Here is a 22,529-nt window from a genome sequence, read left to right on the forward strand (position 1 = left end):
CGGATCAACCGCGGGCGGCGGTCAGGGATTCCCGGGCGGCGGCGGCGACGTTCTCGGCGGTGAAACCGAACTCGGCGAACAGGGTCTTGGCGTCGGCGGAGGCTCCGAAGTGCTCGAGCGAGACAATGCGTCCGTGGTCACCGACGTACCGGTACCAGGTCAGCCCGATGCCCGCCTCGACCGCCACGCGGGCCTTCACGGACGGCGGAAGGACGCTCGCCCGGTACTCCGGGGACTGCTCCTCGAACCACTCCACGGACGGCATCGACACGACCCGGGTGCCGATCCCCTCGGCCTCCAGCAGCTCACGCGCCTCGACGGCGAGGTGCACCTCGGAGCCGGTGGCGATCAGAACCAGCTCGGGCGTCCCGGTGGAGGAGTCACGCAGTACGTAACCACCCTTGGCGGCCTCGGCGTTGGCCTCGTAGGTGGGCACGCCCTGGCGGGTCAGGGCCAGGCCGTGCGGGGCGGGGTGGGTGGCGTGCCGCTTGAGGATCTCGGCCCAGGCGATCGCGGTCTCGTTGGCGTCGGCCGGGCGGACGATGTTCAGGCCCGGGATGGCGCGCAGCGAGGCCAGGTGTTCGACCGGCTGGTGGGTGGGGCCGTCCTCGCCCAGGCCGATCGAGTCGTGCGTCCACACGTAGGTGACGGGGAGCTGCATCAGCGCGGACAGACGTACGGCGTTGCGCATGTAGTCGGAGAAGACCAGGAAGGTGCCGCCGTAGATGCGGGTGTTGCCGTGCAGCGCGATGCCGTTCATCTCCGCGGCCATGGAGTGCTCGCGGATGCCGAAGTGGACGGTACGGCCGTACGGGTCGGCCTCCGGCAGCGGGTTGCCCTTCGGTAGGAAGGAGGACGTCTTGTCGATGGTGGTGTTGTTCGAGCCGGCCAGGTCGGCGGAGCCGCCCCACAGCTCGGGGATCACCGAGCCGAGCGCTTGCAGGACCTTGCCGGAGGCGGCGCGGGTGGCGACGGACGTACCCGCCTCGAACGCGGGGAGCTTGTCCTGCCAGCCCTCGGGAAGCTGGCCGGCGACGATCCGGTCGAAGAGCCTGGCCCGCTCGGGCTGCGCGGTGCGCCACTCGGCGATCCGCTTGTCCCAGGCGGCGTGTGCCTCGGCACCCCGGTCCAGGGCCTGGCGGGCGTGGGCGAGGACCTCGCCCGCGACCTCGAAGGACTTCTCCGGGTCGAAGCCCAGGAGACGCTTGGTGGCGGCGACCTCGTCCGCGCCCAGCGCGGAGCCGTGCGAGGCCTCGGTGTTTTGGGCGTTCGGCGCGGGCCAGGCGATGATCGTGCGCATCGCGATGATCGAGGGCCGTCCGGTCTCGGCCTGCGCCGCCTTCAGCGCCGTGTACAGCGCGCGGACGTCGATGTCGCCGTCGGCCGAGGGCTCGATGCGCTGCACATGCCAGCCGTACGCCTCGTAGCGCTTCAGCACGTCCTCGGAGAAGGCGGTGGCGGTGTCGCCCTCGATGGAGATGTGGTTGTCGTCGTAGACGAAGACCAGGTTGCCCAGCTTCTGGTGGCCCGCGAGGGAGGAGGCCTCGGCGGAGATGCCCTCCTCCAGGTCGCCGTCCGAGACGATGCCCCAGATGGTGTGGTCGAAGGGCGACTCGCCCTCCGGCGTCTCGGGGTCGAACAGACCGCGCTCGTAGCGGGCGGCCATCGCCATGCCCACCGCGTTCGCGACACCCTGCCCCAGCGGACCGGTGGTGGTCTCCACGCCCGCGGTGTGCCCGTACTCGGGGTGACCCGGCGTCTTCGAACCGTGCGTGCGGAACGCCTTCAGGTCGTCAAGGCCGAGTTCGTACCCGGAGAGGAAGAGCTGCGTGTAAAGGGTCAGCGAGGTGTGACCGGGGGACAGGACGAACCGGTCGCGGCCGGTCCACTCCGGGTCGGCGGGGTCGTGTCGCATCACCTTCTGAAAGATCGTGTACGCGGCCGGGGCCAGGCTCATCGCTGTACCCGGGTGGCCGTTTCCGACCTTCTGAACGGCGTCAGCGGCCAGGATGCGGGCGGTGTCGACCGCCCGGCGGTCCAGCTCGGTCCATTCGAAGCCGTCGGGGCTCTGCGTACTCATCTTCAAGAAGTCCTCACTGGATCGGGAATCGCTGGTGGAACGCCTTCAAAACTAAAAGTCTGACTTTTGCCGGGGAAGGTGCCCGTGTGTCAGCCTTCGGTGAAAGTGGGACACGGAGTGCCGGAGCGAGCCGACGCGAGAGGGACATGACAGACAGAACCACCCAAGGCGGTGCAGGGGGCGAAGGCGAGACCCGGGACGGGATCAGGACCTTCCCCTTCCCGGTCGATCTGAGCCTGTCCGGCGTCGGTATGCAGGTCGGCGCGATGGGGAGCGGGCGCGTCTGGCACGCGGACGCCCCGCTGGAGCGCGTGCACCGCATCGACTTCCACGTCGTGATGCTCTTTCACGAGGGACCGGTCAGACACATGATCGACTTCGCCGAGTACGAGGCGTCCCCGGGCGACGTCCTGTGGATCCGCCCCGGTCAGGTGCACCGCTTCTCCCGCACCGACCGCTACCGCGGCACCGTTCTGATCATGCAGCCCGGTTTCCTGCCGCGTGCGACCGTCGAGGCGACCGGTCTCTACCGCTATGACCAGCCGCCGCTGCTGCGCCCCGGCGCCGACCAACTGGCCGCCCTGGAGCACTCGCTCACCCAGCTGGAACGCGAGTACGTCGACACCACCACGCTGCCGCTCAGCCTGCACACCGCGGTGCTGCGGCACTCCCTCACCGCGTTCCTGCTGCGCCTCGCCCATCTCGCGGCCAGCTCCGCCGAAGCGGCCCGCGAACAGAGCGACACCACCTTCACGCGCTTCCGGGACGCGGTCGAGAAGGACTTCGCCACCAACCACAGCGTCAGCGCGTACGCCGACGCTCTCGGCTACTCCCGCCGCACCCTGGTCCGCGCGGTGCGCGCGGCCACCGGTGAGACCCCGAAGGGATTCATCGACAAGCGGGTGATCCTGGAGGCCAAGCGGCTGCTGGCCCACACGGAGATGCCCATCGGCCGCATCGGTGTCGCCGTGGGCTTCCCCGACTCGGCGAACTTCTCCAAGTTCTTCCACCAGCACACCGGCACGAGTCCCGTGGTGTTCCGGGCGGAGCTGCGCTGAGACCGCGCCCAGGAAAAGGGGCGGGCCCGTGGGCCCGCCCCGTCACTCCTCGTGCCGCTCGTCGAGGGACCTCCTCGTCAGTGGCCGAAGTCGAACCAGTTGACGTTCACGAAGTCGGCCGGCTGGCCGCTGGTGAAGGTGAGATAGACGTCATGGGTGCCGGTGACGCCGGTGATGTTGGCCGGGACCGTCCGCCAGCTCTGCCAGCCGCCGGTGTTGCCCACCGCGAAACTGCCGATGGGGGTGCTCGTACGGCTGTCGAGGCGCACCTCGACCAGACCGCTGACCCCGCTCGCCGCACCGCTCGCGACCCGCCCGTAGAACTGTGTGGCCGCCGTGGAGCCGAAGTTGACGCCCTTGTAGAGCGCCCAGTCGCCACCGGCCAGCGAGCCGATGTCCTGGCCGCCGCCGGTGTCCGTGGTGGTCTCGGTGCTGGTGCCCGACTGGCTGTCGTACGACTCGGCCTGGATGGCGCTGTAGGCGTCACGGTTGCCGGTCGGAGGCGGCGTGGTACCGCTCCCACTGGCCTGCAGCACCTGGACGTAGTCCACGACCAGCGGGTGGCCGGGCTCGGTGCCGCTGTCCGGACCGCCGCCGAACGCGTCGGGGAAGCCGCCGCCCATCGCCACGTTCAGGATGACGAAGTAGCCGTGGTTGGTGGCGTTCGCCCAGGTGGTGGCGTCGACCTGGTTCGCCTTGACCGTGTGGAAGTTGACGCCGTCGAGGTAGAAGCGGATCTCCTCGGGGCTCGTCGAGCGGTCCCACTCCATGGCGTACGTGTGGAAGCCCGCCTGACACGTGGTGCCGGCGCACGGGGTGTTGCCGCCGATGCCGCTGGTCTCGTTGCACGGGCCGCCCGGGTTGGTGCCGCAGTGCATGGTGGCCCACTCGGTGTTGAGGCCCTGGACGTTCTCCATGATGTCCAGCTCGCCGACGCTCGGCCAGTTCTGGTAGTTGCCGCGGTAGGGCGCGCCCAGCGTCCAGAAGGCCGGCCAGTAGCCCTTGGCGGCGGCGCCGGTCACGTTCGGCATCTGGAGGCGTGCCTCGACGCGGAGTTTGCCGCCCGCGGGTGGCTGGAAGTCGGTGCGGGTGGTCTCGATGCGGCCCGAGGTCCAGTTGCCGGAGGCGTCCCGGCGCGGGGTGATCAGCAGGTTGCCGTTGCCGTCGAGTGCCACGTTGTTGGTGCTGGAGGTCATCGTCTCGACCTCGCCGGTGCCCCAGTTGGCGGCGCCGCCCGGGTAACTGGTGCCGGTGTCGTACTGCCAGTTGGAGGTGTTGACGCCGGAGCCGGCCGCCCCGTTGAAGTCGTCGACGAAGACCTGGGACCAGCCGGCCGGGGGAGTGGGCGCGGACGCGTTCGCGGGGAGGACCGCGGCCACGGCCAGGGTCAGGGTGCCGACCGCGGCCAGCATGACGCGCCGCAGGGGGCCGCGTCTGACAGGTGTGCCGGAGGGTTCACTCATGAATGCCTCTTCGGTACGGAGTGGGGGTGCGCGGGTGCTGCTGAGAGCGCTCTCAGCAAGGTGCGCGGCCAATGTGCTCTCTGTCACTCCGACCGTCAAGAGGTAAAGCCGAGAAACTCCTTTCCCTGTGCGGGAGTTCAGGCATTGAAGAGTGGGATGTGCGGGGCCGTGCCTAGCGGGTGCTCCCCGCCTTCCAGTCCGACCAGGACAGGTTCCAGCCGTTGAGGCCGTTGGACGCCTCGACGGTCTTCTCGCCCGAGTTCTTGACGACGACGACATCCCCGAGCATCGAACCGGCGTAGAACTCGTAGCCCGGCACGGAGCTGTCGTTCGCGCCCTTGGCGTCGTGCAGGCCGACACAACCGTGGCTGGTGTTGGTGGAGCCGAAGACCGAGGTCGAGGCCCAGTAGTTGCCGTGGATGAAGGTGCCGGAGGTGGTCAGGCGCTGGGCGTGCGGGACGTCCGAGATGTCGTACTCGTCGCCGAGCCCGACGGTCGAGGACTCCATCCGGGTCTGCTTGAACCGCTCGCTGATCACCATGATCCCGGACCAGGTGGTGTGGTCGGCGTCGCCGCCGCTCACCGGGTAGGTGGCGAGGGTGGAGCCGTCGCGCTCGACGGTCATGGTCTTCTTCGCCAGGTCGACCGTGCTGATCTGACGGCGGCCGATGTGGAAGGTGACGTCCTTGGACTGGGTGCCGTAGACGCCGGTCGTGCCCTCGACGTCCTTCAGACGCAGGCTCAGCGTGATCTTCGTGCCATCGGCCCAGTACTCCTCGGGCCGGAAGTCGAGGCGAGTGTCGCTGAACCAGTGGCCGACCACCTCGACCGCGGGCTGAGCCGTCACCGTGATCGCCTTTTCCACGGCGGCCCGGTCCTTCACGGCCTCGGTGAAGTTGATCGACACGGGCATGCCGACACCGGAGGTCGAATTCGCCTCGGGCGTGAAATAGCCCACGAACGTTTCCGAGGGCTGCTTCGTGACGAAGCTCGCGCTCTGCGCGGCGGCGCCCTTCGGTGTGGCCGTGACCGTGTATTTGGTGCCCGAGTAAGGGTTTTTCGTGGACGTCCATTTCGTACGGGCGTCATTGAAGGATCCGGCCAGGGCGGAGCCGTCGTTTCCGCTGACCTCGACGCTCGCGAGCGTGCCGTCGCTGACGGTGACCTCGACCGGGCTCGTGAAACCGGCCTTCTTCGTGCCGTCGGCCGGGGTGACGGTCACGGTCGGGGTCTTGACCTCGGATTTCGTGCTCGCGCCCGCCTTCGCGTCCGTTCCCTCCGTGGCGTCCGCCGAGCCGCTGCAGCCCGTGAGGACGCCCACGGCCGGCACGGCGCCGAGGGCGGCCAGCACCCCACGCCGCGACCAGGCCTGCCGCTCGGACCGGTTCGCCGTCCACCGCTCGGACCGGTTCGAATTCTTCGCGAAGCCCACGGCACGCCTTTCCTGGATGACCACCACGACTGCTGGTGCATCCTGCGCCGCGTTCCTGGGGCGATTCTTTGAAACCCGGGGCCGCCGCCTGAGATTTACGTGAGGAGGACCTGAGAATCGTCCTGGAGGAACGGCGTACGTGCGGCCGGCCAGGAGAGAAACGCTCGCCCTTGTAGTACTCCTGGGAGCCTCAGGTGCCCGGCTCGGGTCGGGTGTGCGGCTGCCACCCCAGGGCGCGCGAGATCCCCCGCGCCGCCAGCCGTACCGCCGGAATCAACGCCGGTACCTGGGCGCCGTGTTCGGGGACCACGACGGAGACCGCCGCGACCACCGTGCCGCCCGCGCCGCGCACCGGAGCGGCGACCGACAGGGCGTCGTCGGTGATCTGACGGCTGCTCACCGCGACGCCGGTGCGGCGGACTTCGGCGAGCGTGCGGCGCAGGCGGACCCCGTCGGTGAGGGTGTGCGGGGTGAACGCGGCCAACGGCCCCGAGCAGTAGGCCTCTTGGGACGTCGAGTCGCCGTGGGCCAGCAGCGCGAGGCCCACGCCCGTCGCGTGCAGTGGCCAGCGGGCGCCGACCTGGATGCGTACACCGACCGCGGAGCGTCCGGAGATCCACTCGATGTAGACGACCTCGGCGCCGTCGCGGACCGCCATCTGCACGTTCTCGTGCGTGGCCTCGTACAGGTCCTCCAGGTACGGCAGCGCGATCTGGCGGAGGGCGAGGCCACGGGGAGCGAGGGCCGCGATCTCCCAGAGGCGCAGGCCCACGTGGTAGACGCCGTCCGCGTCCCGCTCCAGCGCGCCCCAGTCGGTGAGGGCGCCGACCAGCCGGTGCGCGGTGGTGAGGGTCAGTCCGGCCCGGCGGCTGATTCCCGTCAGGGAGAGCGCCGGGTGCCGGTGGTCGAAGGCGGCGAGCACGGCGAGCAGACGGTCGGGCGCGGACAGCGTGGTCATGAGTTCAGTTCGGCTTCCGCGACCCGTTGCAGGAGCGTGTGCAGGGCGTCCCGCTCGGCGGGGGCGAGCGGCTGGAGCAGGTCGTTCGTGACGCGCAGGCCCGCCTCGTCCGTGTCGCGCAGGAACGCCCGGCCGTCGTCCGTGAGCACCACGATCCGGCTGCGGCGGTCGTCCGGTGACGGGCGGCGCTCGGCGAAACCGAGCTTCTCCAGGTCGTCGACGAGTCCGACGATCGCGCTCGGGTCGTAGCCGAGCCGCGAGCTCAGCTCCCGCTGGAGCGCACCTTCGGAGGTGGCCAGGAAGCGCAGCAGCGCGTAGTGGCGCAGCCGCAGCCCCGACTCCTGGAGGAAGGTGTTGAACAGCTGCCCCGAGCGAAGGCCCAGCCGGTACAGCAGATAGCCGGTGTCGGCGTGCAGTCCGCGCATCCACGGCTCCTGGGCGTCGATGGGGACGGGGCCGGTGGCCGGGCTGGTGGCGTGCTGCTGGCCTGCGATGACGGGCTCCCTGGGCCGGGCCCCGGGCGGGGCGGTTCATTCGTGCCGGGTACGGCATGCCGTACTGCGTACAGCATCGCGCCCTACTCCGCACAGCATGCCGCACGGATGGGTCGGCAACAACTATTGACGTCAACAATTATTGTCCTTAGCTTCGATCTCGTAGCCGCAGCTCGGCATCGCAACGCCGCGCTCTGGACCCTCAGCGTCGAAGGGACTCCCTCGTGCCCAGCATCGATCTCACCGGCAAGGTGGCCGTCGTCACCGGCAGCGGCCGTGGCCTGGGCCTGGCCTACGCACACGCCCTGGCGGCCGTCGGCGCCAGCGTGGTCGTCAACGACGTCGACGAGGCCGTGGCCGAGCAGGCCGTGAAGTCCATCACCGTCGCGGGCGGCAAGGCCGTGGCCGAGGTGGTCCCGGTCGGCACCACCGAGGCGGCCGACCGGCTCGTCGCCCGTGCGGTGCAGGAGTTCGGACGGCTCGACGTCCTGGTCACCAACGCGGGCATCCTGCGCGACAAGGTGCTGTGGAAGATGACCGACGAGGACTTCGACGCGGTGATCACCACGCATCTGAAGGGCACCTTCACCTGCGCCCGCGCCGCCGCCGTGCGCATGCGCGAGCAGGGCGAGGGCGGCTCGCTGATCCTGGTCGGCTCGCCGGCCGGGCAGCGCGGGAACTTCGGTCAGACGAACTACGCCGCCGCGAAGGCGGGCATCGCCGCCATGGCCCGTACCTGGTCGATGGAGCTGGGCCGCGCGGGCATCACCGTCAACGCGATCGTGCCGGTCGCCGCCACCGCCATGACCGAGACCATCCCCGCGTTCGCCCCGTACGTCGAGGCCATGAGGAACGGCGAGCCGCTGCCCGACTTCCTCCGCAAGGGCGAGGGCTTCGGCACCCCCGAGGACTGCGCCGCCCTCGTCCCGTTCCTCGCCTCCGACGCCGCCCGCGGTGTCACCGGCCAGGCCATCGGCATCGGCGGTGACAAGGTGGCACTCTGGTCGCACCCGCAGGAGGTCAGGGCGGCGTACGCGGACGGCGGCTGGACCCCCGACACCCTGGCCGACGCCTGGGCCACGTCGGTCGGCGCCGAGCCGCAGACCGTCGGGATCCCCGCGCCGAAGCTTTTGGAGGCGTGATGGACCTGAACGAACTCGTCGCGATCGACGTCCACACCCACGCGGAGGTGTCCTCGAAGGGCCACGCCTCGCTCGACGACGATCTGCACGAAGCCTCCAGCGCCTACTTCAAGGTCGAGGGCAAGCGGAAGCCCACCCTGGAGGAGACGGCCGCCTACTACCGCGAACGGAAGATGGCCGCCGTGATCTTCACGGTGGACGCCGAGTCCGCCACCGGCACCGCGCCCGTCCCGAACGAGGAGGTCGCCGAGGCCGCCGCCGCGCATCCTGACGTGCTGATCCCCTTCGCCTCCATCGACCCCTTCCGCGGCAGGGCGGGCGTCAAGCAGGCCCGCCGGCTCGTCGAGGAGTACGGGGTCAAGGGCTTCAAGTTCCACCCCAGCATCCAGGGCTTCTTCCCCAACGACAGGTCGGTGGCGTACGACCTGTACGAGGTGATCGAGGAGACCGGCACCATCGCCCTCTTCCACACCGGGCAGACGGGGATCGGGGCCGGGGTACCGGGAGGCGGCGGCATCCGGCTGAAGTACTCCAACCCCCTGCACGTGGACGACGTGGCCGCCGACTTCCCGCACCTCAAGATCATCCTGGCGCACCCCTCCTTCCCCTGGCAGGACGAGGCGCTGGCCGTCGCCACCCACAAGCCGGGTGTGCACATCGACCTGTCCGGCTGGTCGCCCAAGTACTTCCCGCCGCAGCTCGTGCAGTACGCCAACACACTGCTCAAGGACAAGGTGCTCTTCGGCTCCGACTACCCCGTCCTCACCCCCGACCGCTGGCTCGCCGACTTCGACAAGCTGACGATCAAGGACGAGGTCAAGCCGAAGATCCTCAAGGAGAACGCCGCCCGGCTGCTCGGGCTGACACCGTAAGGGGCCACAGATGCGCAATGAGGGACTGGGGTCGTGGCCCGCACGCCGGGCCCGCAAGACCCCGCACCGCACCGCCCTGATCCACGGCGACACCACCGTCAGCTATGCCGAGCTGTACGCCCGCACCACCCGTCTCGCCCACGCGCTGCGCGCGCTCGGCCTGCGCCGCGGCGACCGCATCGCCTATCTCGGCCCCAACCACCCCTCCTACCTCGAAACCCTCTTCGCGGCGGGCACGCTCGGCGCGGTCTTCGTGCCGCTCAACCCCCGCCTCGCCGGACCAGAGATCGCCTACCAGCTCAGTGACTCGGGCGCCAAGGCCCTTGTGTACGCGCCCTCGCTGGCCGGACTCGTCGCGGGGCTGCCGGGCAACGCGCACGTCCGGACGTTCGTCGAAGTCGGCTCCCAGTACGAGGAGTTGATCGACCAGGCCGCCGAGGAACCGATCGACCAGCCCGTCACCGCCGAGGACATGTGCATCATCATGTACACCTCGGGCACGACGGGCCGCCCCAAGGGCGCGATGCTCACCCACGGCAATCTGACCTGGAACGCGGTCAACGTCCTCGTCGACCACGACCTGATCGCCGACGACCGCGCCCTGGTCTCGGCCCCGTTGTTCCACACGGCAGGGTTGAACATGCTGACCCTGCCGGTGCTGCTCAAGGGCGGCACCTGCGTCCTGGCCGAGTCCTTCGACCCGGCGGCCACCCTCGACCTGATCGAACGGCACCGGATCACCTTCATGTTCGGGGTGCCGACGATGTTCGACCAGGTGGCCCGGCATCCCCGGTGGGCCGAGGCCGACCTGTCCTCGTTGCGCATCCTCACCTGCGGCGGCTCACCCGTACCGACCCCGCTCATCGCCGCCTACCAGGAGCGCGGGCTCACTTTCCTCCAGGGCTACGGCATGACCGAGGCCTCGCCCGGCACCCTCTTCCTGGACGCGGAACACGCCGTCGGCAAGGCGGGCTCGGCGGGAGTGCCGCACTTCTTCAGCGATGTCCGGGTCGTACGGCCTGACTTCACGCCGGTCGGCATCGGGGAGACGGGTGAGGTGGTCGTCCGCGGGCCGCACGTCATGCCCGGCTACTGGGGGCTGCCCGACGAGACGGCCGCGGTGTTCGCCGACGGCTGGTTCCGCAGCGGGGACGCCGCCCGGGTCGACGAGGACGGCTATGTCTTCATCGTCGACCGCATCAAGGACATGATCATCTCGGGTGGCGAGAACATCTACCCCGCCGAGATCGAGGACCTGCTCCTCGGCCACCCCGGCATCGTCGAGTGCGCCGTCATCGGAGTCGCCGACGACAAGTGGGGCGAGGTGCCGCGCGCGGTCGTCGTCCCCCGCGAGGGCGTCGAACTCGACCCGGACGAGGTCCTCGCCTCGCTCGCCGGACACCTCGCCAAGTACAAGATCCCGAAGTCGGTGGTCGTCGTGGACGAACTCCCGCGCACCGCCTCCGGAAAGCTCCTCAAAGCCCGTGTCCGCACGCGGTACGGCACCACCGACTCGTCAGCAAGGAAGTGCACATGAGCATCACCGTGAACGGTCTCGACGAACTCAAGAAGCTCGCCGGCGGCGACCTCGGCACCAGCGAGTGGATCGAAGTCACCCAGGAGCGGATCAACACCTTCGCCGACGCCACCGGCGACCACCAGTGGATCCACACCGACCCGCAGAAGGCGGCCGAGGGCCCCTTCGGCGCTCCCATCGCGCACGGCTATCTGACCCTCTCCCTCTTCATCCCGCTCGTCACCGGGCTGCTGGAGGTCGAAGGCGTGTCGACGAAGGTCAACTACGGTCTGAACAAGGTGCGTTTCCCCGCGCCGGTGAAGGCCGGCTCGCGCATCCGGCTGGTCGCGAGGCTCGCCTCGGTCGAGGACGTGCCGGGCGGGGTGCAGATCGCCGTCGACGGGACGATAGAGATCGACGGCGGCCAGAAGCCCGCCGCCGTCCTCCAGAGCCTGTCGCGCTTCTACGCCTGACGGCTGCTCTCCCTACCGGCCGCCCACCACGTCGACGAACACGGGGTTCGCGTAGAACCACGTGTCGACCCACGGGTCACCGTTTCCGGGCACGTGCGGAATCGGGCCGTGCGGGTCGATCGAGGCGCCCAGGTAGCCCGTACCGTTGCGGTTGCCGTCGCTGCCGCGCAGCCGGACGTAGAAGGACTCGTCGCCGGCGACCAGCGGGATGCGCAGGGTGTACGTGCCCTTGCGGCCACTCACGTCCACCGTGCGGACGACCCTGGTGTCGGGCGCGCGCCAGTCGTCGCGGTCGGCGGCCGGGCCGCGCACCGCGCCACGGATCACGTCGACGTGCGCCAACTCCGGCAGGATTCCGTGGGGGTTGGCGCGCGAGGCGGTCGTCACGGTGACCGACAGGGTGAGCTTCTCGCCCTTGCGGACGCGGATCCGGCCGCCCATGGTCACACCCGGACCGTGGTCGCAGTCCCGCTTCACCCGGACGTCGAGCCCGTCGAGCAGGTGCCCGTGGTCGAGCCAGACGCGGCCCGCGCGCAGGCCCGCCATCACGGCGCGGTAGCCGTAGCGGGTCACGCCCACGTGGGTGCGGCTGAACTGGCCGGGCCAGAAGTCGCCGCCCGGCTGGGGCGAGTCGGTGTTCACCGGGTCGGGAACGTGCCCGGTGTTGTCGAAGTTCTGCCCCGGTGCCCAGTCGCCGTTCTTCCAGGTGTCGAAGACGACGCGGTGTACGTCGGAGTTGGTGGTGATGGTGAACAGCCTGCCCTCGGCGAGCATCGCGTCCCACATGCCGCCGACGGTCGCCGTCATCCAGTCGAAGCCGCCGTACAGCACGTACGCGTTCTCCGGGTACCCGGCGAAGGAGTCCGCGGACGGCTTGTTGGTGTACTCGCCGCGCTGCTGGCCCGAGCCGACCCAGCCGGGGATGCCGCCGCCCTGGGCACCGGGCGCTCCCTCCATGCCGATCATGATCTCGGGCGCCGCGTCCCGCCAGTTCCGCATCTCGTGCGGGGAGTCGATGCCCAGGCGCGTGGGGTGGTTGGCGAGGACGAGCACGTCGTCGACGTAACCGGTGCGGCGCTGCTCCGCGAGCCACTTGATGGCCTTGACCGCGTGGGCCTCGTTGCGGGCCGTGTCGGGGCTGGTCGGCGAGCCCGCCGTGTAGCCCAGCAGCTTGCCGTCGTAGGCGAGTTCGAACTTCGTGAGCAGATCCACCTCGTGCCGGCCGGGCGCCGCGAAGACCGTGGCGTGCTCGGCGCCCGGTATGTACCACTCCAGACCCTGGAAGATCAGCTGACGCGGGTTCTCGGCGCGCGCCTTCAGGATCTCCTGGTGCTCCAGCTGGGCGCCGTGGTCGGCGTGCCCGAAGTTGGCGTGCTCGTTGAAGACCATCCAGTCCAGGCCGTACTTGGCGCTCGCCTGGGCGAGCTGGGAGAACGTGTACTTCGCGTCGTGGCTGTACACGGAGTGGATGTGGTGGTCGCCGACGAGATAGGCGAGGCGCGGGTCGTCGCCGCCGAGGCGCCGGGAGTCGGCCGCCGCGGGGGTGGCGAGCGAGCCCACCGCGAAGGCAGCCCCGAACAGGCCGGCGCTGCGCAGCAGCCCGCGCCGTGACACGCCCTGCGGGTCCAGTGCGGCGGGGGAGACGGATGGATCGGCCCAGGCGGGCAGTTGCTGCTCGGACATGCGGAACTTCTCCCTCGGGGAGTCGGAAGATCTTCGGGTCACCGGTGGCCGAGACGGCTCAGTGGTTCATGAACTGCGCGACGGACAGCGCCCGTTCGACGATCCGTACGTCGCCGAGCCGTCCGTGCAGGATCTGGTCGATCTTGCCCGCGTACTCGTAGCCGCCGAGCAGCCAGGGCAGCCCGAGCGAGGTGAGACCGACCGCGACGGTGTGCGGGTTGCGGGCGACCGGGCAGCCCTGGACGTACATCGTGGTGTGCGAGCCGTCGTTGACGACGGCGACGTGCCACCACTGCTCGCGGGCCGTCTCGTCGCCCCAGTTGGTGACGATGCCCTGCTGGTTGAGCGGCCGGACGGCCCACTGCGGGCCGGGCCCGTCGGAGAGGGAGAGCGTGACGAGCGGCTCGTCCGGGTCGTCGGCGGTCTTGCCCGCGCCACCGCCCGTGCCGGTACGGCTGACCAGCGAGGCCCAGGCGTGGTGCGAGGCGTCCCAGTCGGCGGGGAGCTGGTAGAAGGCCTCGATGGTGTAACCACGCTTGAAGGTGGCCGAGTTGAGGGGCGCCCCGTCGACCGTGCGCAGATACGCGCCCTTCAGCGGGGGCTTGCCGCCCTGGAAGAAGAGGCTGCCGTGACCCGGCTGGTCGGGGTGGTGGGCGGAGGACCAGGTGAGGGCGCTGTCGCCGACCTTGACCACGGTCAGATCGTTGCCGTGCCCGGACCGGTCGCGCACCGTGCCCTCGGCCGCCGTACCGTCCGCGTGCCCGTCGAAGCGCCAGTACGCGAGAGTGCCCCGGACCAGCATCTCGGACACCGGGCGCGCCGGGCGGGCGGGCACCGGCGCGAATCCCGCGAAGCGGTCCTCGAAGTCGACGGCGACCGAGAACCGGTCCGCGTCACCGCTGAGTTCGATCTCCTGCCGCTCCAGCTCGTTGAGGCCCTTGGCCGCCCGGCCCAGGATCCACGGCGAGATGGTCTCGACGTCGATGGTGTTGCGGTCGAGGTCGAAGCGGTAGAGGCGGATCATCGCCGCGCCGCCGTAGTAGCGGTTCTGGTAGTTCGTCAGGTGCAGGTGGACGTCGTGTCCGGCCGCGTTGGTGCGGGTGGCGCGGGCGGCGGGCCAGTAGTGCCCGTTCAGGGTCAGGAAGATCTGGTCGTGGTCGTGGATCAGCTGGTCCCAGAGCTGCTGCCCGTACGAGGACAGGGTGTCGTCGTCCACGACCAGCTCGTGCGTGGTGAGGATGACCGGCGTCCTGGGGTGCCGGGCGATGACGTCCTTCGCCCACGCGTAGCCCTGCGCCGACAGCCGCCAGTCCAGGGCGAGGACGAGCCACTCCATGCCCGCCGCCCTGAACAGGTGGAAGGTGTTGTAGCCGTCCGGCGAGGCGCCGCCGAAGGTGCGCTTGTTCCGGAAGCGCTGCGGGCCGAAGATGTCCAGGTAGGGGGTCGAGCCCCGCTGGTCGTCCGTGGACGACCTGATGTCGTGGTTGCCCGCGAGCACGCTGTAGCCGACGCCGCGCCGGTCCAGCAGCTCGAACGCCTTGCCCGCGGCGGCGAATTCGGGCTGCGCCCCGTTCTGGGTGAGGTCGCCCAGGTGCGAGAGGAAGACGATGTTCTCGTCCTTGCCGTGCTCCAGGAGATAGCGTAGCGAGGCCTCGATCGGCGCGGGGTTGATGCTCGGCCCGTCGAAGAGGTACTGCGTGTCGGGCATGACGGCGAGCGTGAAGCGGCGGCTGTCGGCGTCGGGCCGCCAGTTCGCCTCACGCGTCGCCGCCTGTGCCGTCACCGCGGGCAGGGCGACCGAGGTGGTGGCCGCCGCGCCGATCAGGGCCGTGGCCCGCAGGAAGTTGCGTCTGCCGGCGCCGGCCTGCTCGGCCTCCGTCGCCTGGTCATGCGAAGTACACACGTCTGCTCCATGAAGGTGCGAAAAGGTCAGTGAGGAGTTCGAGTCAGGTCGAGCGTCGAGTCAGTCGAAACGGGTCGAGCCGGTGGGAGGGGCGGCGCCGCGCGCGTCAGAGCACGCGCAGCGTCCAGGACCAGCGGTGGGTGCCGGCCGGGCCGAGGTAGCCGGGCGAGGTGTCGGGTCCGCACGAGGCCGTGCCCACCCCGCGGTGCACGGCGTCGAGGTGCACTACGCAGCCGGGCCGCGCCACCAGCTCGTCGTGATGGGTGGCGGCCGCCAGATCCGCGGCCCGGTAGCGGGTCACGGTCACCTGGCGCGGCTCGTCGAGCGCGACCGCGAAGCCCGTGGCGTCCGGCGCCGAGAGCGTGAAGCGGCGTACACCGTGCCGCCCGCCGCTCTCCTGCGGACGCAGATAGGGGGTGAACAACTCGTCCACGGGGAGGGAGTGGTGGCCCACCGGCGCGCCGGTGCTCCGGTCCGGGTAGGACTCCCAGGGGCCCTGCCCGAACCACTCCAGGACGTCGAGCCCGGCGACCGTCTCGAAGACCGAGCCCACCCGCGGTACGTCGTCGAGCGCGGCCGGCAACTGTGCGGTCTCCTCGATCCGCACCCCGCCCTCGACACGGGTGAACACCTGCTCGTGACGTACGGCGCCCGCCGGGGTCGCGTACTCGGCGACCACGGTGACGCTCGCGTCCTCGCGGCGTACGTCGACGAGCTTGCGCTCCAGCGCGTCGAGCCCCCAGGCCCGCCAGCGCACCGCCATGCCGCCGAGCTCGTCGTTGTCGGTCGGTGTCCGCCACAGCGACAGCACGGGGGCCGCGGTGAGCAGCGGATGGACGAGCAGCCCGTCCTCGTCGACCTCGACAGGGGAGTCCGCAGTGGCGGCAGAGCCCACGGGGGTGGCCGCCCTGAGCCGCACCTGAGGCACACACACCTCCGTGCCGCGCGGTGCCCACGCCTCGTCGTCCGCCGTGGTCACCCGCAGCGTCAGCCAGGCCTCGCCGCCGTCCTCCGGCAGCGTGAACGGCATCGGCACGGCCACCGATTCGCCCGCCCCTACGCCGGGCAGTTCGGCCGGAGCCGTCAGCATGCCGCCCTCCGCGAGGGACAGCTCCCACTCGGCGGTCAGCCACTCGAGGCCCCGGAAGTGCTGGTGGTTGGTGAGCCGCAGCTCGCCCCCGACGTACGCGAGGCGCACCGGCGCCGCGATCTCCCGGTGCTCGTACATCACCGGCTTGGGCGTGCGGTCGGGGAAGACGACCCCGTCGGCCACGAAGGCGCCGTCGTGGATCGTCTCGCCGAAGTCGCCGCCGTAGGCCCAGCGGTGGCCCGGCGCGGCGACACCGTTGTCATACAGCCCGGCGCCACCGCGCCCGGCCGGTCTTCCGTCGTTCACGCGTTGAAGAATGCCGTGGTCCCAGAACTCCCAGATGAAACCGCCCTGAAGCCCTGGGGTTGACTCGATGGCGGCCCAGTGGTCGGCCAGCGTGCCGTTGCTGTTGCCCATGGCGTGCGAGTACTCGCACTGGATGAGCGGCTTGGTCTGCTCCCCGGAGAGGGCGTGCGCGACACAATCCTCGAGCGAGGCGTACATGGGGCAGGCGATGTCGGAGGCGACCTTCGGGTCGGCCCAGCCGAGCTTCGCCGCGCCCTCGTACTGGAGGGGCCGGGACGGGTCGTGGCGGCGCAGCCAGCCCGCGGCGGCGTCGTGGTTGGCGCCGTAGTCGGACTCGTTGCCGAGTGACCAGATGATCACCGAAGGGTGGTTCTTGTCGCGCAGGACCATACGGGAGACGCGGTCCACGAAGGCGCCGAGGTAGCGGGGGTCGTCGGCGATCTCGTGCGCGTGGTCGTGCGCCTCGATGTTCGCCTCGTCCACGACGTAGAAGCCGAGCTCGTCCGCGAGGTCGAGCAGGGTCGGGTCGTTCGGATAGTGGGCGGTGCGGATCGCGTTGAAGCCGAAGCGCTTCAGCGTCACCAGATCGGCGCGCATGTCGTCGTACGACACCGTCCGGCCCGTCAGCGGGTGGAAGTCGTGCCGGTTGACGCCCCGGATGTAGACCCGCTCGCCGTTGAGGAGCAGGTCCCGGCCGCGGATCTCGACCTCGCGGAAGCCCACGCGGTGGTGCGAGGTGTCGGCGACCGAGCCGTCGGCGCGGTGCAGCCGTACGGTCAGGTCGTACAGCTCGGGCGTCTCGGCGGTCCAGGCGCGGATGCCCTGGACGACCGTGGTGAGACGGGCCTCGCCGAGGAAGTCGGAGACCCGGCCGTCCTCCTCCTTGAACCGCTCGTACTCGGCGTCCTGGGTGAGCAGCTGGCCGTCCAGCTCCCCGGTGACGTACCAGCCCTCCGGCAGCGCGCCCCCGGCGTCCCGCACCTGGCAGTCGACCCGCAGGCCGCCGTCGCACCGCGTCCGTACGGTCACGTCGGCCAGTCGCAGCGGATCGGTCGCGTACAGCAGCACCGAGCGGGTGATCCCGGCGTGCCACCACTGGTCCTGGTCCTCGAGGTGCGAGGCGTCCGACCACTTGACGACGGTGAGCCGCAGCGAGGCGCGCTCCGCGGGTCGTACGACGTCGGAGAGGTCGAACTCGGCCGCGAGGTGCGCGTCCTTGGACACGCCGACGGGCCGCCCGTTCACATGGACCAGCAGCACGCTCTCGGCGGCGCCGACCTGGAGCACGATCCGGCGGCCGGCCCACGCGGCGGGGACGTCCACCTCACGCTCGTACACGCCCGTCGGATTCGCGTCCGGCGAGGTGGGCGGGAACTCGCCCCAAGGCATCCGGAAGTTGGTGTACTGCGGCAGGTCGTCGGTGTCCTGGGTGGTCCAGGTGCCGGGCACCTGGAGCGAGGACCAGGCGGGACCCGGGTCCGAGGTGGGCGTGGGAAGCAGTTGGAAGCGCCAGGCGCCGTCCAGTGACAGGGCACCGGCCCGGCGGTCGACGGCGTTCATGGGCAACCGCCCCCAGGAGGTCACCTCAGGTGACTCCCAGGGGCGGAGCGCGAGCAGCGGGTCCTTCATCAGCGGATGGCCCCCTTGCCGAGGTCCGCGATGATCTGCTTGGCGCCGATCGCGAAGACGATCAGCAGGGGGACGAGGGCGAGAAGCGCGCCGGTCATGACCATTCCGTAGTCGGTGGTGCCGTGGACACCGTTCAGCTGGGAGAGCGCGACCTGGAGGGTCACGTTGTCCGGGTTGGTGAGGGCGATCAGCGGCCAGGCGTAGTCGTTCCACTGGCCCATGAAGGTGAAGATGCCGAGGAAGGCGAGGCCCGGCCGGACCACCGGGAGCGCCACGTGCCAGTACTGGCGCAGGAAGCCCGCCCCGTCCAGCTTGGAGGCGTCGATCAGCTCGTCGTGGATCGCGCTCTTCATGTACTGGCGCATCCAGAAGATGCCGAAGGCGTTGGCCGCCGCCGGGACGATCAGCGCGGTCATCGAGCCGATCCAGCCCAGCTTCGCCATGATCACGAACTGGGGGATCGCCTGGAGCTGCGCCGGGACCATGAAGATGACCATCATCAGCGCGAACAGCACCCGGCGGCCCGGGAACTGGAACTTGGCGAACACGAACGCGGCCAGCGAGTCGAAGAACAGGACCAGGACGGTCACCGAGCACGCGACCAGCAGCGAGTTGAACATCGACCCGAAGAAGTCGACGTTGTCGAAGAGGTTGCGGACGTTCTCGAGGAAGTGCGAGCCGGGCAGCAGCTTCGGCGGGTAGGAGAAGATCTCCGTCGACGAGTGCGTCGACATGATCACGGCCCAGTAGAACGGGAAGACCGAGAGCAGCAGACCGAAGATCAGGGAGAGGTGGAGGCCGATGCCCCGGCGCCGTGACCCCTTGATGGTCGACATGCGCCCCGCCCCCTTCACGGAGGCCGATGAACCCTTGAGGATTGCCATGGTGGGGCCTCCCTAGTCTTCGCCCCGGCGCTGCACCAGGCGCCAGTTGATGATCGAGAAGATGATGACGACGAGGAAGATGCCCCAGGCCACGGCGGCGCCGTAACCGAAGTCGTTGTTGTCGAAGGTCTGCTGGAAGAAGTAGAGGACCATGGTCTGGCCGGAGTGGCCGGGGCCGCCCGCGAACGACGAGTTGTTGTCCGTGGTCTGCAGCAGCACCTGCGGTTCGGAGAAGGTCTGCAGGCCCGTGACCGTCGAGATGATGAGCACGAACAGCAGCACCGGACGCATTAGCGGCAGCGTGATCCGGAAGAAGGTCTGGATGGGTCCGGCGCCGTCCACCCGCGCCGCCTCGTACAGCTCGCCCGGGATCGTCTGGAGCCCCGCGAGGAAGATGATCGCGTTGTAGCCGGTCCACTGCCAGGTCATCAGCGTGGCGATGGCGACCTTGATGCCCCAGGGAGTGTTCAGCCACGCCACCTGGTCGAGGCCGACCGCCTGGAGCAAGGCGTTGGCCAGACCGAAGTTGGTGGAGAAGACCGAGCCGAAGATGATCGCGACCGCGACGATCGAGGTGACGTTCGGCAGGAAGTAGGCGAACCGGTAGAGGTTCTTGAAGCGGACGGCCGAGTTGAGCATCACGGCCGTGACCATCGCCAGGAAGATCATCGGGAAGGTGGCCAGCGCCCAGATGATGATCGTGTTCCCGATCGAGGTCCAGAACTGGGTGTCCGACAGCAGATAGCGGTACTGCGAGAGCCCCGCGAACTCCATCGAGCCGAGGCCGTCCCAGCGGTGGAACGACAGATAGAGCGAGAAGCCGACCGGGATCAGACCGAAGGCGAGGAACAGCAGATAGAAGGGGGAGATCGCGGCGTACAGCCGCCAGTAGCTGAGGATGCCCTTCTTGGGGTGGGTGACGGGGGGCTCGGCGAGGGCCGCGGGGGGCGTGTCGACCACGGGTGCGGTAGCCATCAGTAACTCACCCCCAGGTGGTCCGCGATGCGCCGGCACTTGCTCATGGCGTCCCTCCAGGCCTTGTCCGGGTCCTTGCCGAGGACCGAGAAGTTCCGCAGCTCGTCGTTGATCGGGGTGCTCAGCGCGACGTCGTACGGGCTGTTGAAGGCGACCGGGATGTTCTGCGCCGCCGGACCGAAGACGTCCATGGTGATCTGGTCGCCGAAGAAGGCGTCGGGTTCGCGCAGCTTCTTCATCGCGTAGGACGCCGGGGTCGAGGGGAAGAGCACCGAGTCGACGAAGCCCTGGGCCTGGTTGCTCGCGTCGAGCATCCAGGTGATCATCTCGAAGGCCTTCTCGGATTCCCGGCACGCCTTGGTGATCGCGAGGAACGAGCCGCCGATGTTCGAGGGACCGCCCGGACACGCGGCCACCCGCCACTTGCCCTTGGTCTTCGGCACGTTGAGCTTGATGTCGCCGGCCGCCCAGGAGGCGTTCAGCTGGCTGGGCAGCAGACCCCGCTCGGTGGCCGAGGTGTTGTCGGCCGTACCGTTGATGATCTTCGAGACCAGTCCGCGACGGGTGGCCTCGACGGAACGGTCCCAGGCGGTGCGCACATGCTCCTGGTCCCCGATGAAGTGCCGGTCCTTGTCGACGAACCGCTTCGTCGTCTGGTTGACCGAGATGCCGAAGACGCTGAGCGCGTCGGTCAGGATGAACGTGCCCGGGAGGCGCTTCTTCAGCTGTTCGCCGGCCGCGAAGAACTGGTCCCAGGTGGCCAGCTCCTTGGAGACGTCCTCGGGCTCGTAGGCCAGTCCGGCCTTCTGGAAGACGGCGGGCTGGTAGTAGTGCGCGACCGGACCGCAGTCGATCGGGAAGCCCACCATCGAACCGTCCGGGGCGATGCCCTGATCCCACTTCCAGGGCAGGTACTGGTCCTTCAGTTTCTCGGCACCGAGCGTGCGCAGGTCCACGAACTGGTCGGAGTTGGGCAGATACGAGGCCATGTCCTCGCCCTTGAGCCCGGCGATGTCCGGGATGTGGGCGCGTCCGGTCATCGTGGTCATCAGCTTCGAGCGGTAGTAGCCGCCGATCTGGATGGCCTGCAGATTCACCGCGCTGTCGTAGCGGGCCTTGGCGTCCTGGACGACCTTCGGGCTCAGCCCGCCGCTCCAGTACCACAGGACCATGTTGCGGCCGGTCGAGCCGGTCGGAACGCCGCAGCCGGTCGCCAGGCCGCCCAGCGCCGTGGCGGCCGTACCGGCCAGGCCGGCGCGCAGCAGGCCCCTTCGTGAGAGCCGCACAGCTCCCACCGCCTTTCGGATCTTTTCGGTCTTCGCGTACGTGGGGTCTTGCAGGGGGTCGTGCGTGGGGTGTTTCGCGTTGCGATGCGTGGGGTCATGCGCGTCGTGCGTGTCATGCGGGGGGTCTTACGGGGTGTTGCGTGTGGGGTCATCGGGGTGCGCCCGGCCGACGCGTGGCGTCGGGCGGGGTCACGGGGGCGGGACGGACGGGCGGGCCCGGGTCCGCCGGGACGCGGTCGGCCAGGAAGCCGTACGCACGCCGCAGCTCACGGTCTTCGAGCGTCTGCCACCAGCGGTGGACGCCGTACCAGCCGGGCGCGGCCAGCGCACCGCCGTGCCGCTGTACGGACAGGCCCGCGGCCAGCACCGCGAAGCGCAGCCGTTCCTCCAGCGGCCAGCCGCCGAGCGAGGCGGCGACGAAGCTCGCGCCGAAGACGTCTCCGGCACCGGTCGCGTCCAGGACGTCGACGGGGAGGGCGGGCACCTCCGCGTACTCGCCCGTCGTCTGGTCCACCGCGACCGCGCCGTCGCCGCCCCGGGTGACCACGGCGACCGGCACCAGCTCGGTCAGCGTGCCCAGGGCCGCGACCGCGCTCTCGGTGCGCGTGTACGCCATCGCCTCCGTCTCGTTCGGGAGGAAGGCGTGGCACAGGGAGAGCTGGTCGAGGAGGTCCCGTGACCACTGTTGTGTGGGGTCCCAGCCGACATCCGCGTAGATCTGCGTGCCGGCCGCGGCGGCCTTGGCGAGCCAGGCGCGCGGTTCGGCCTCGATGTGCACGAGGGCGGTGCGCGCCTCGGGCGGGTCGCCCATCAGCTCGTCCTGCGAGTACGGCGGTTCCTGGCCGTGGGTGACCAGGGCCCGGTCGTTGCCGTGGGCCAGCGAGACGGTGACGGGAGTGTGCCAGCCGTCCGCGGTGCGGGACAGGGAGAGGTCGATGCCCTCCTGGCCGGCGAGGACCTCACGGCAGTACGCGCCGTAGTAGTCGTCGCCGAAGACCGTGGCCAGGGAGGTGCGCAGGCCGAACCGGGAGGCCGCGACCGCCAGGTTGGCGATGCCGCCGGGGCTCACGCCCATTCCCTCGGTCCAGATCTCCTCGCCGGCCGTCGGCGGCTTCCCCAGTCCGGTGAGAACGAGGTCGTAGAAGAGCAGCCCGGTCAGCATCACATCGGGCCGTTCGTCACCCACGAGCACATCCTCTCGTCAAAAGTCTGCAAGCGGTGCACAGGATCGTGCGCGTCTCTGGCCAATTTGGCAAGAGTCGAGCAGAACTGAGCATAGAAATGA

General features: G+C 69.8%; 17 protein-coding genes. 5 read left to right on the forward strand and 12 right to left on the reverse strand.

Translation table 11 applies throughout. The annotated features are described in order from the left end of the window. Window positions 1-4: 4 nt before the first annotated feature. Window positions 5-2,080: a transketolase gene (gene tkt, locus ACIRA5_RS16020; RefSeq protein WP_403691161.1), complete on the reverse strand. Its 2,076-nt coding sequence runs from the start codon at window positions 2,078-2,080 to the stop codon at window positions 5-7. A gap of 146 nt (window positions 2,081-2,226) precedes the next feature. On the opposite strand from tkt, the gene ACIRA5_RS16025 reads away from it, so the two are divergent. Continuing rightward, entirely contained in the window at window positions 2,227-3,138 is a 912-nt protein-coding gene (locus ACIRA5_RS16025; RefSeq protein ID WP_403691162.1) for a helix-turn-helix domain-containing protein, read from the forward strand. Window positions 3,139-3,215: 77 nt separating this feature from the next. Here the strand turns inward: ACIRA5_RS16025 and ACIRA5_RS16030 are convergent, their stop codons facing one another. The 4 genes from ACIRA5_RS16030 to ACIRA5_RS16045 form a co-directional block, all read right to left on the reverse strand. Beyond that, on the reverse strand, window positions 3,216-4,601 hold the full coding sequence (locus tag ACIRA5_RS16030; protein WP_403691163.1) for a glycoside hydrolase family 16 protein: 1,386 nt from the start codon (window positions 4,599-4,601) through the stop codon (window positions 3,216-3,218). 172 nt (window positions 4,602-4,773) lie between these two features. Beyond that, window positions 4,774-6,033 (reverse strand): Ig-like domain-containing protein, encoded by a 1,260-nt coding sequence (locus ACIRA5_RS16035; RefSeq protein ID WP_403691339.1) that lies wholly within the window; start codon window positions 6,031-6,033, stop codon window positions 4,774-4,776. Between the two features lie 190 nt (window positions 6,034-6,223). Continuing rightward, window positions 6,224-6,991, reverse strand: coding sequence for an IclR family transcriptional regulator (locus tag ACIRA5_RS16040; protein WP_403691164.1), 768 nt, complete (start codon window positions 6,989-6,991; stop codon window positions 6,224-6,226). After that, window positions 6,988-7,416 (reverse strand): MarR family winged helix-turn-helix transcriptional regulator, encoded by a 429-nt coding sequence (locus ACIRA5_RS16045; RefSeq protein WP_067361645.1) that lies wholly within the window; start codon window positions 7,414-7,416, stop codon window positions 6,988-6,990. The genes ACIRA5_RS16040 and ACIRA5_RS16045 overlap by 4 nt, the downstream gene beginning before the upstream one ends. A 293-nt stretch (window positions 7,417-7,709) precedes the next feature. Between ACIRA5_RS16045 and ACIRA5_RS16050 the strand changes: the two genes are divergently transcribed. From ACIRA5_RS16050 to ACIRA5_RS16065, 4 genes are read left to right on the forward strand one after another with little or no spacing between them, the layout of a single operon-like run. After that, window positions 7,710-8,627 (forward strand): SDR family NAD(P)-dependent oxidoreductase, encoded by a 918-nt coding sequence (locus tag ACIRA5_RS16050; protein WP_403691166.1) that lies wholly within the window; start codon window positions 7,710-7,712, stop codon window positions 8,625-8,627. Next, window positions 8,627-9,499: an amidohydrolase family protein gene (locus tag ACIRA5_RS16055; protein ID WP_403691168.1), complete on the forward strand. Its 873-nt coding sequence runs from the start codon at window positions 8,627-8,629 to the stop codon at window positions 9,497-9,499. The genes ACIRA5_RS16050 and ACIRA5_RS16055 overlap by 1 nt, the downstream gene beginning before the upstream one ends. A gap of 10 nt (window positions 9,500-9,509) precedes the next feature. After that, window positions 9,510-11,036 (forward strand): o-succinylbenzoate--CoA ligase, encoded by a 1,527-nt coding sequence (menE, locus tag ACIRA5_RS16060; protein WP_403691169.1) that lies wholly within the window; start codon window positions 9,510-9,512, stop codon window positions 11,034-11,036. Then, window positions 11,033-11,488, forward strand: coding sequence for a MaoC family dehydratase (locus ACIRA5_RS16065; RefSeq protein ID WP_403691171.1), 456 nt, complete (start codon window positions 11,033-11,035; stop codon window positions 11,486-11,488). The genes menE and ACIRA5_RS16065 overlap by 4 nt, the downstream gene beginning before the upstream one ends. Before the next feature lie 12 nt (window positions 11,489-11,500). On the opposite strand, the gene ACIRA5_RS16070 is transcribed toward ACIRA5_RS16065, so the two are convergent. From ACIRA5_RS16070 to ACIRA5_RS16100, 7 genes are all read right to left on the reverse strand, one after another. Continuing rightward, window positions 11,501-13,171, reverse strand: a complete 1,671-nt coding sequence (locus tag ACIRA5_RS16070) for a histidinol-phosphatase (protein WP_403691172.1) — start codon at window positions 13,169-13,171, stop codon at window positions 11,501-11,503. Between the two features lie 58 nt (window positions 13,172-13,229). Further along, entirely contained in the window at window positions 13,230-15,074 is a 1,845-nt protein-coding gene (locus ACIRA5_RS16075) for a LamG-like jellyroll fold domain-containing protein (protein ID WP_403691173.1), read from the reverse strand. Window positions 15,075-15,180: 106 nt separating this feature from the next. After that, complete coding sequence (locus ACIRA5_RS16080; protein ID WP_403691174.1) at window positions 15,181-18,099, reverse strand: glycoside hydrolase family 2 TIM barrel-domain containing protein; 2,919 nt, start codon at window positions 18,097-18,099, stop codon at window positions 15,181-15,183. Further along, a complete protein-coding gene (locus ACIRA5_RS16085; RefSeq protein ID WP_403691341.1) occupies window positions 18,099-18,935 on the reverse strand; it encodes a carbohydrate ABC transporter permease in 837 nt (278 codons plus the stop codon). The genes ACIRA5_RS16080 and ACIRA5_RS16085 overlap by 1 nt, the downstream gene beginning before the upstream one ends. Window positions 18,936-18,995: 60 nt before the next feature. Further along, window positions 18,996-19,958, reverse strand: coding sequence for a carbohydrate ABC transporter permease (locus ACIRA5_RS16090; RefSeq protein ID WP_403691175.1), 963 nt, complete (start codon window positions 19,956-19,958; stop codon window positions 18,996-18,998). After that, window positions 19,958-21,244, reverse strand: coding sequence for an ABC transporter substrate-binding protein (locus ACIRA5_RS16095; protein WP_403691177.1), 1,287 nt, complete (start codon window positions 21,242-21,244; stop codon window positions 19,958-19,960). The genes ACIRA5_RS16090 and ACIRA5_RS16095 overlap by 1 nt, the downstream gene beginning before the upstream one ends. A 148-nt stretch (window positions 21,245-21,392) precedes the next feature. Continuing rightward, on the reverse strand, window positions 21,393-22,430 hold the full coding sequence (locus tag ACIRA5_RS16100) for a carbohydrate kinase family protein (RefSeq protein ID WP_403691179.1): 1,038 nt from the start codon (window positions 22,428-22,430) through the stop codon (window positions 21,393-21,395). Window positions 22,431-22,529 lie beyond the last annotated feature (99 nt).

Origin of the sequence: Streptomyces sp. NPDC096311, from assembly GCF_044763085.1 — a bacterium.
Taxonomy (GTDB): domain Bacteria; phylum Actinomycetota; class Actinomycetes; order Streptomycetales; family Streptomycetaceae; genus Streptomyces.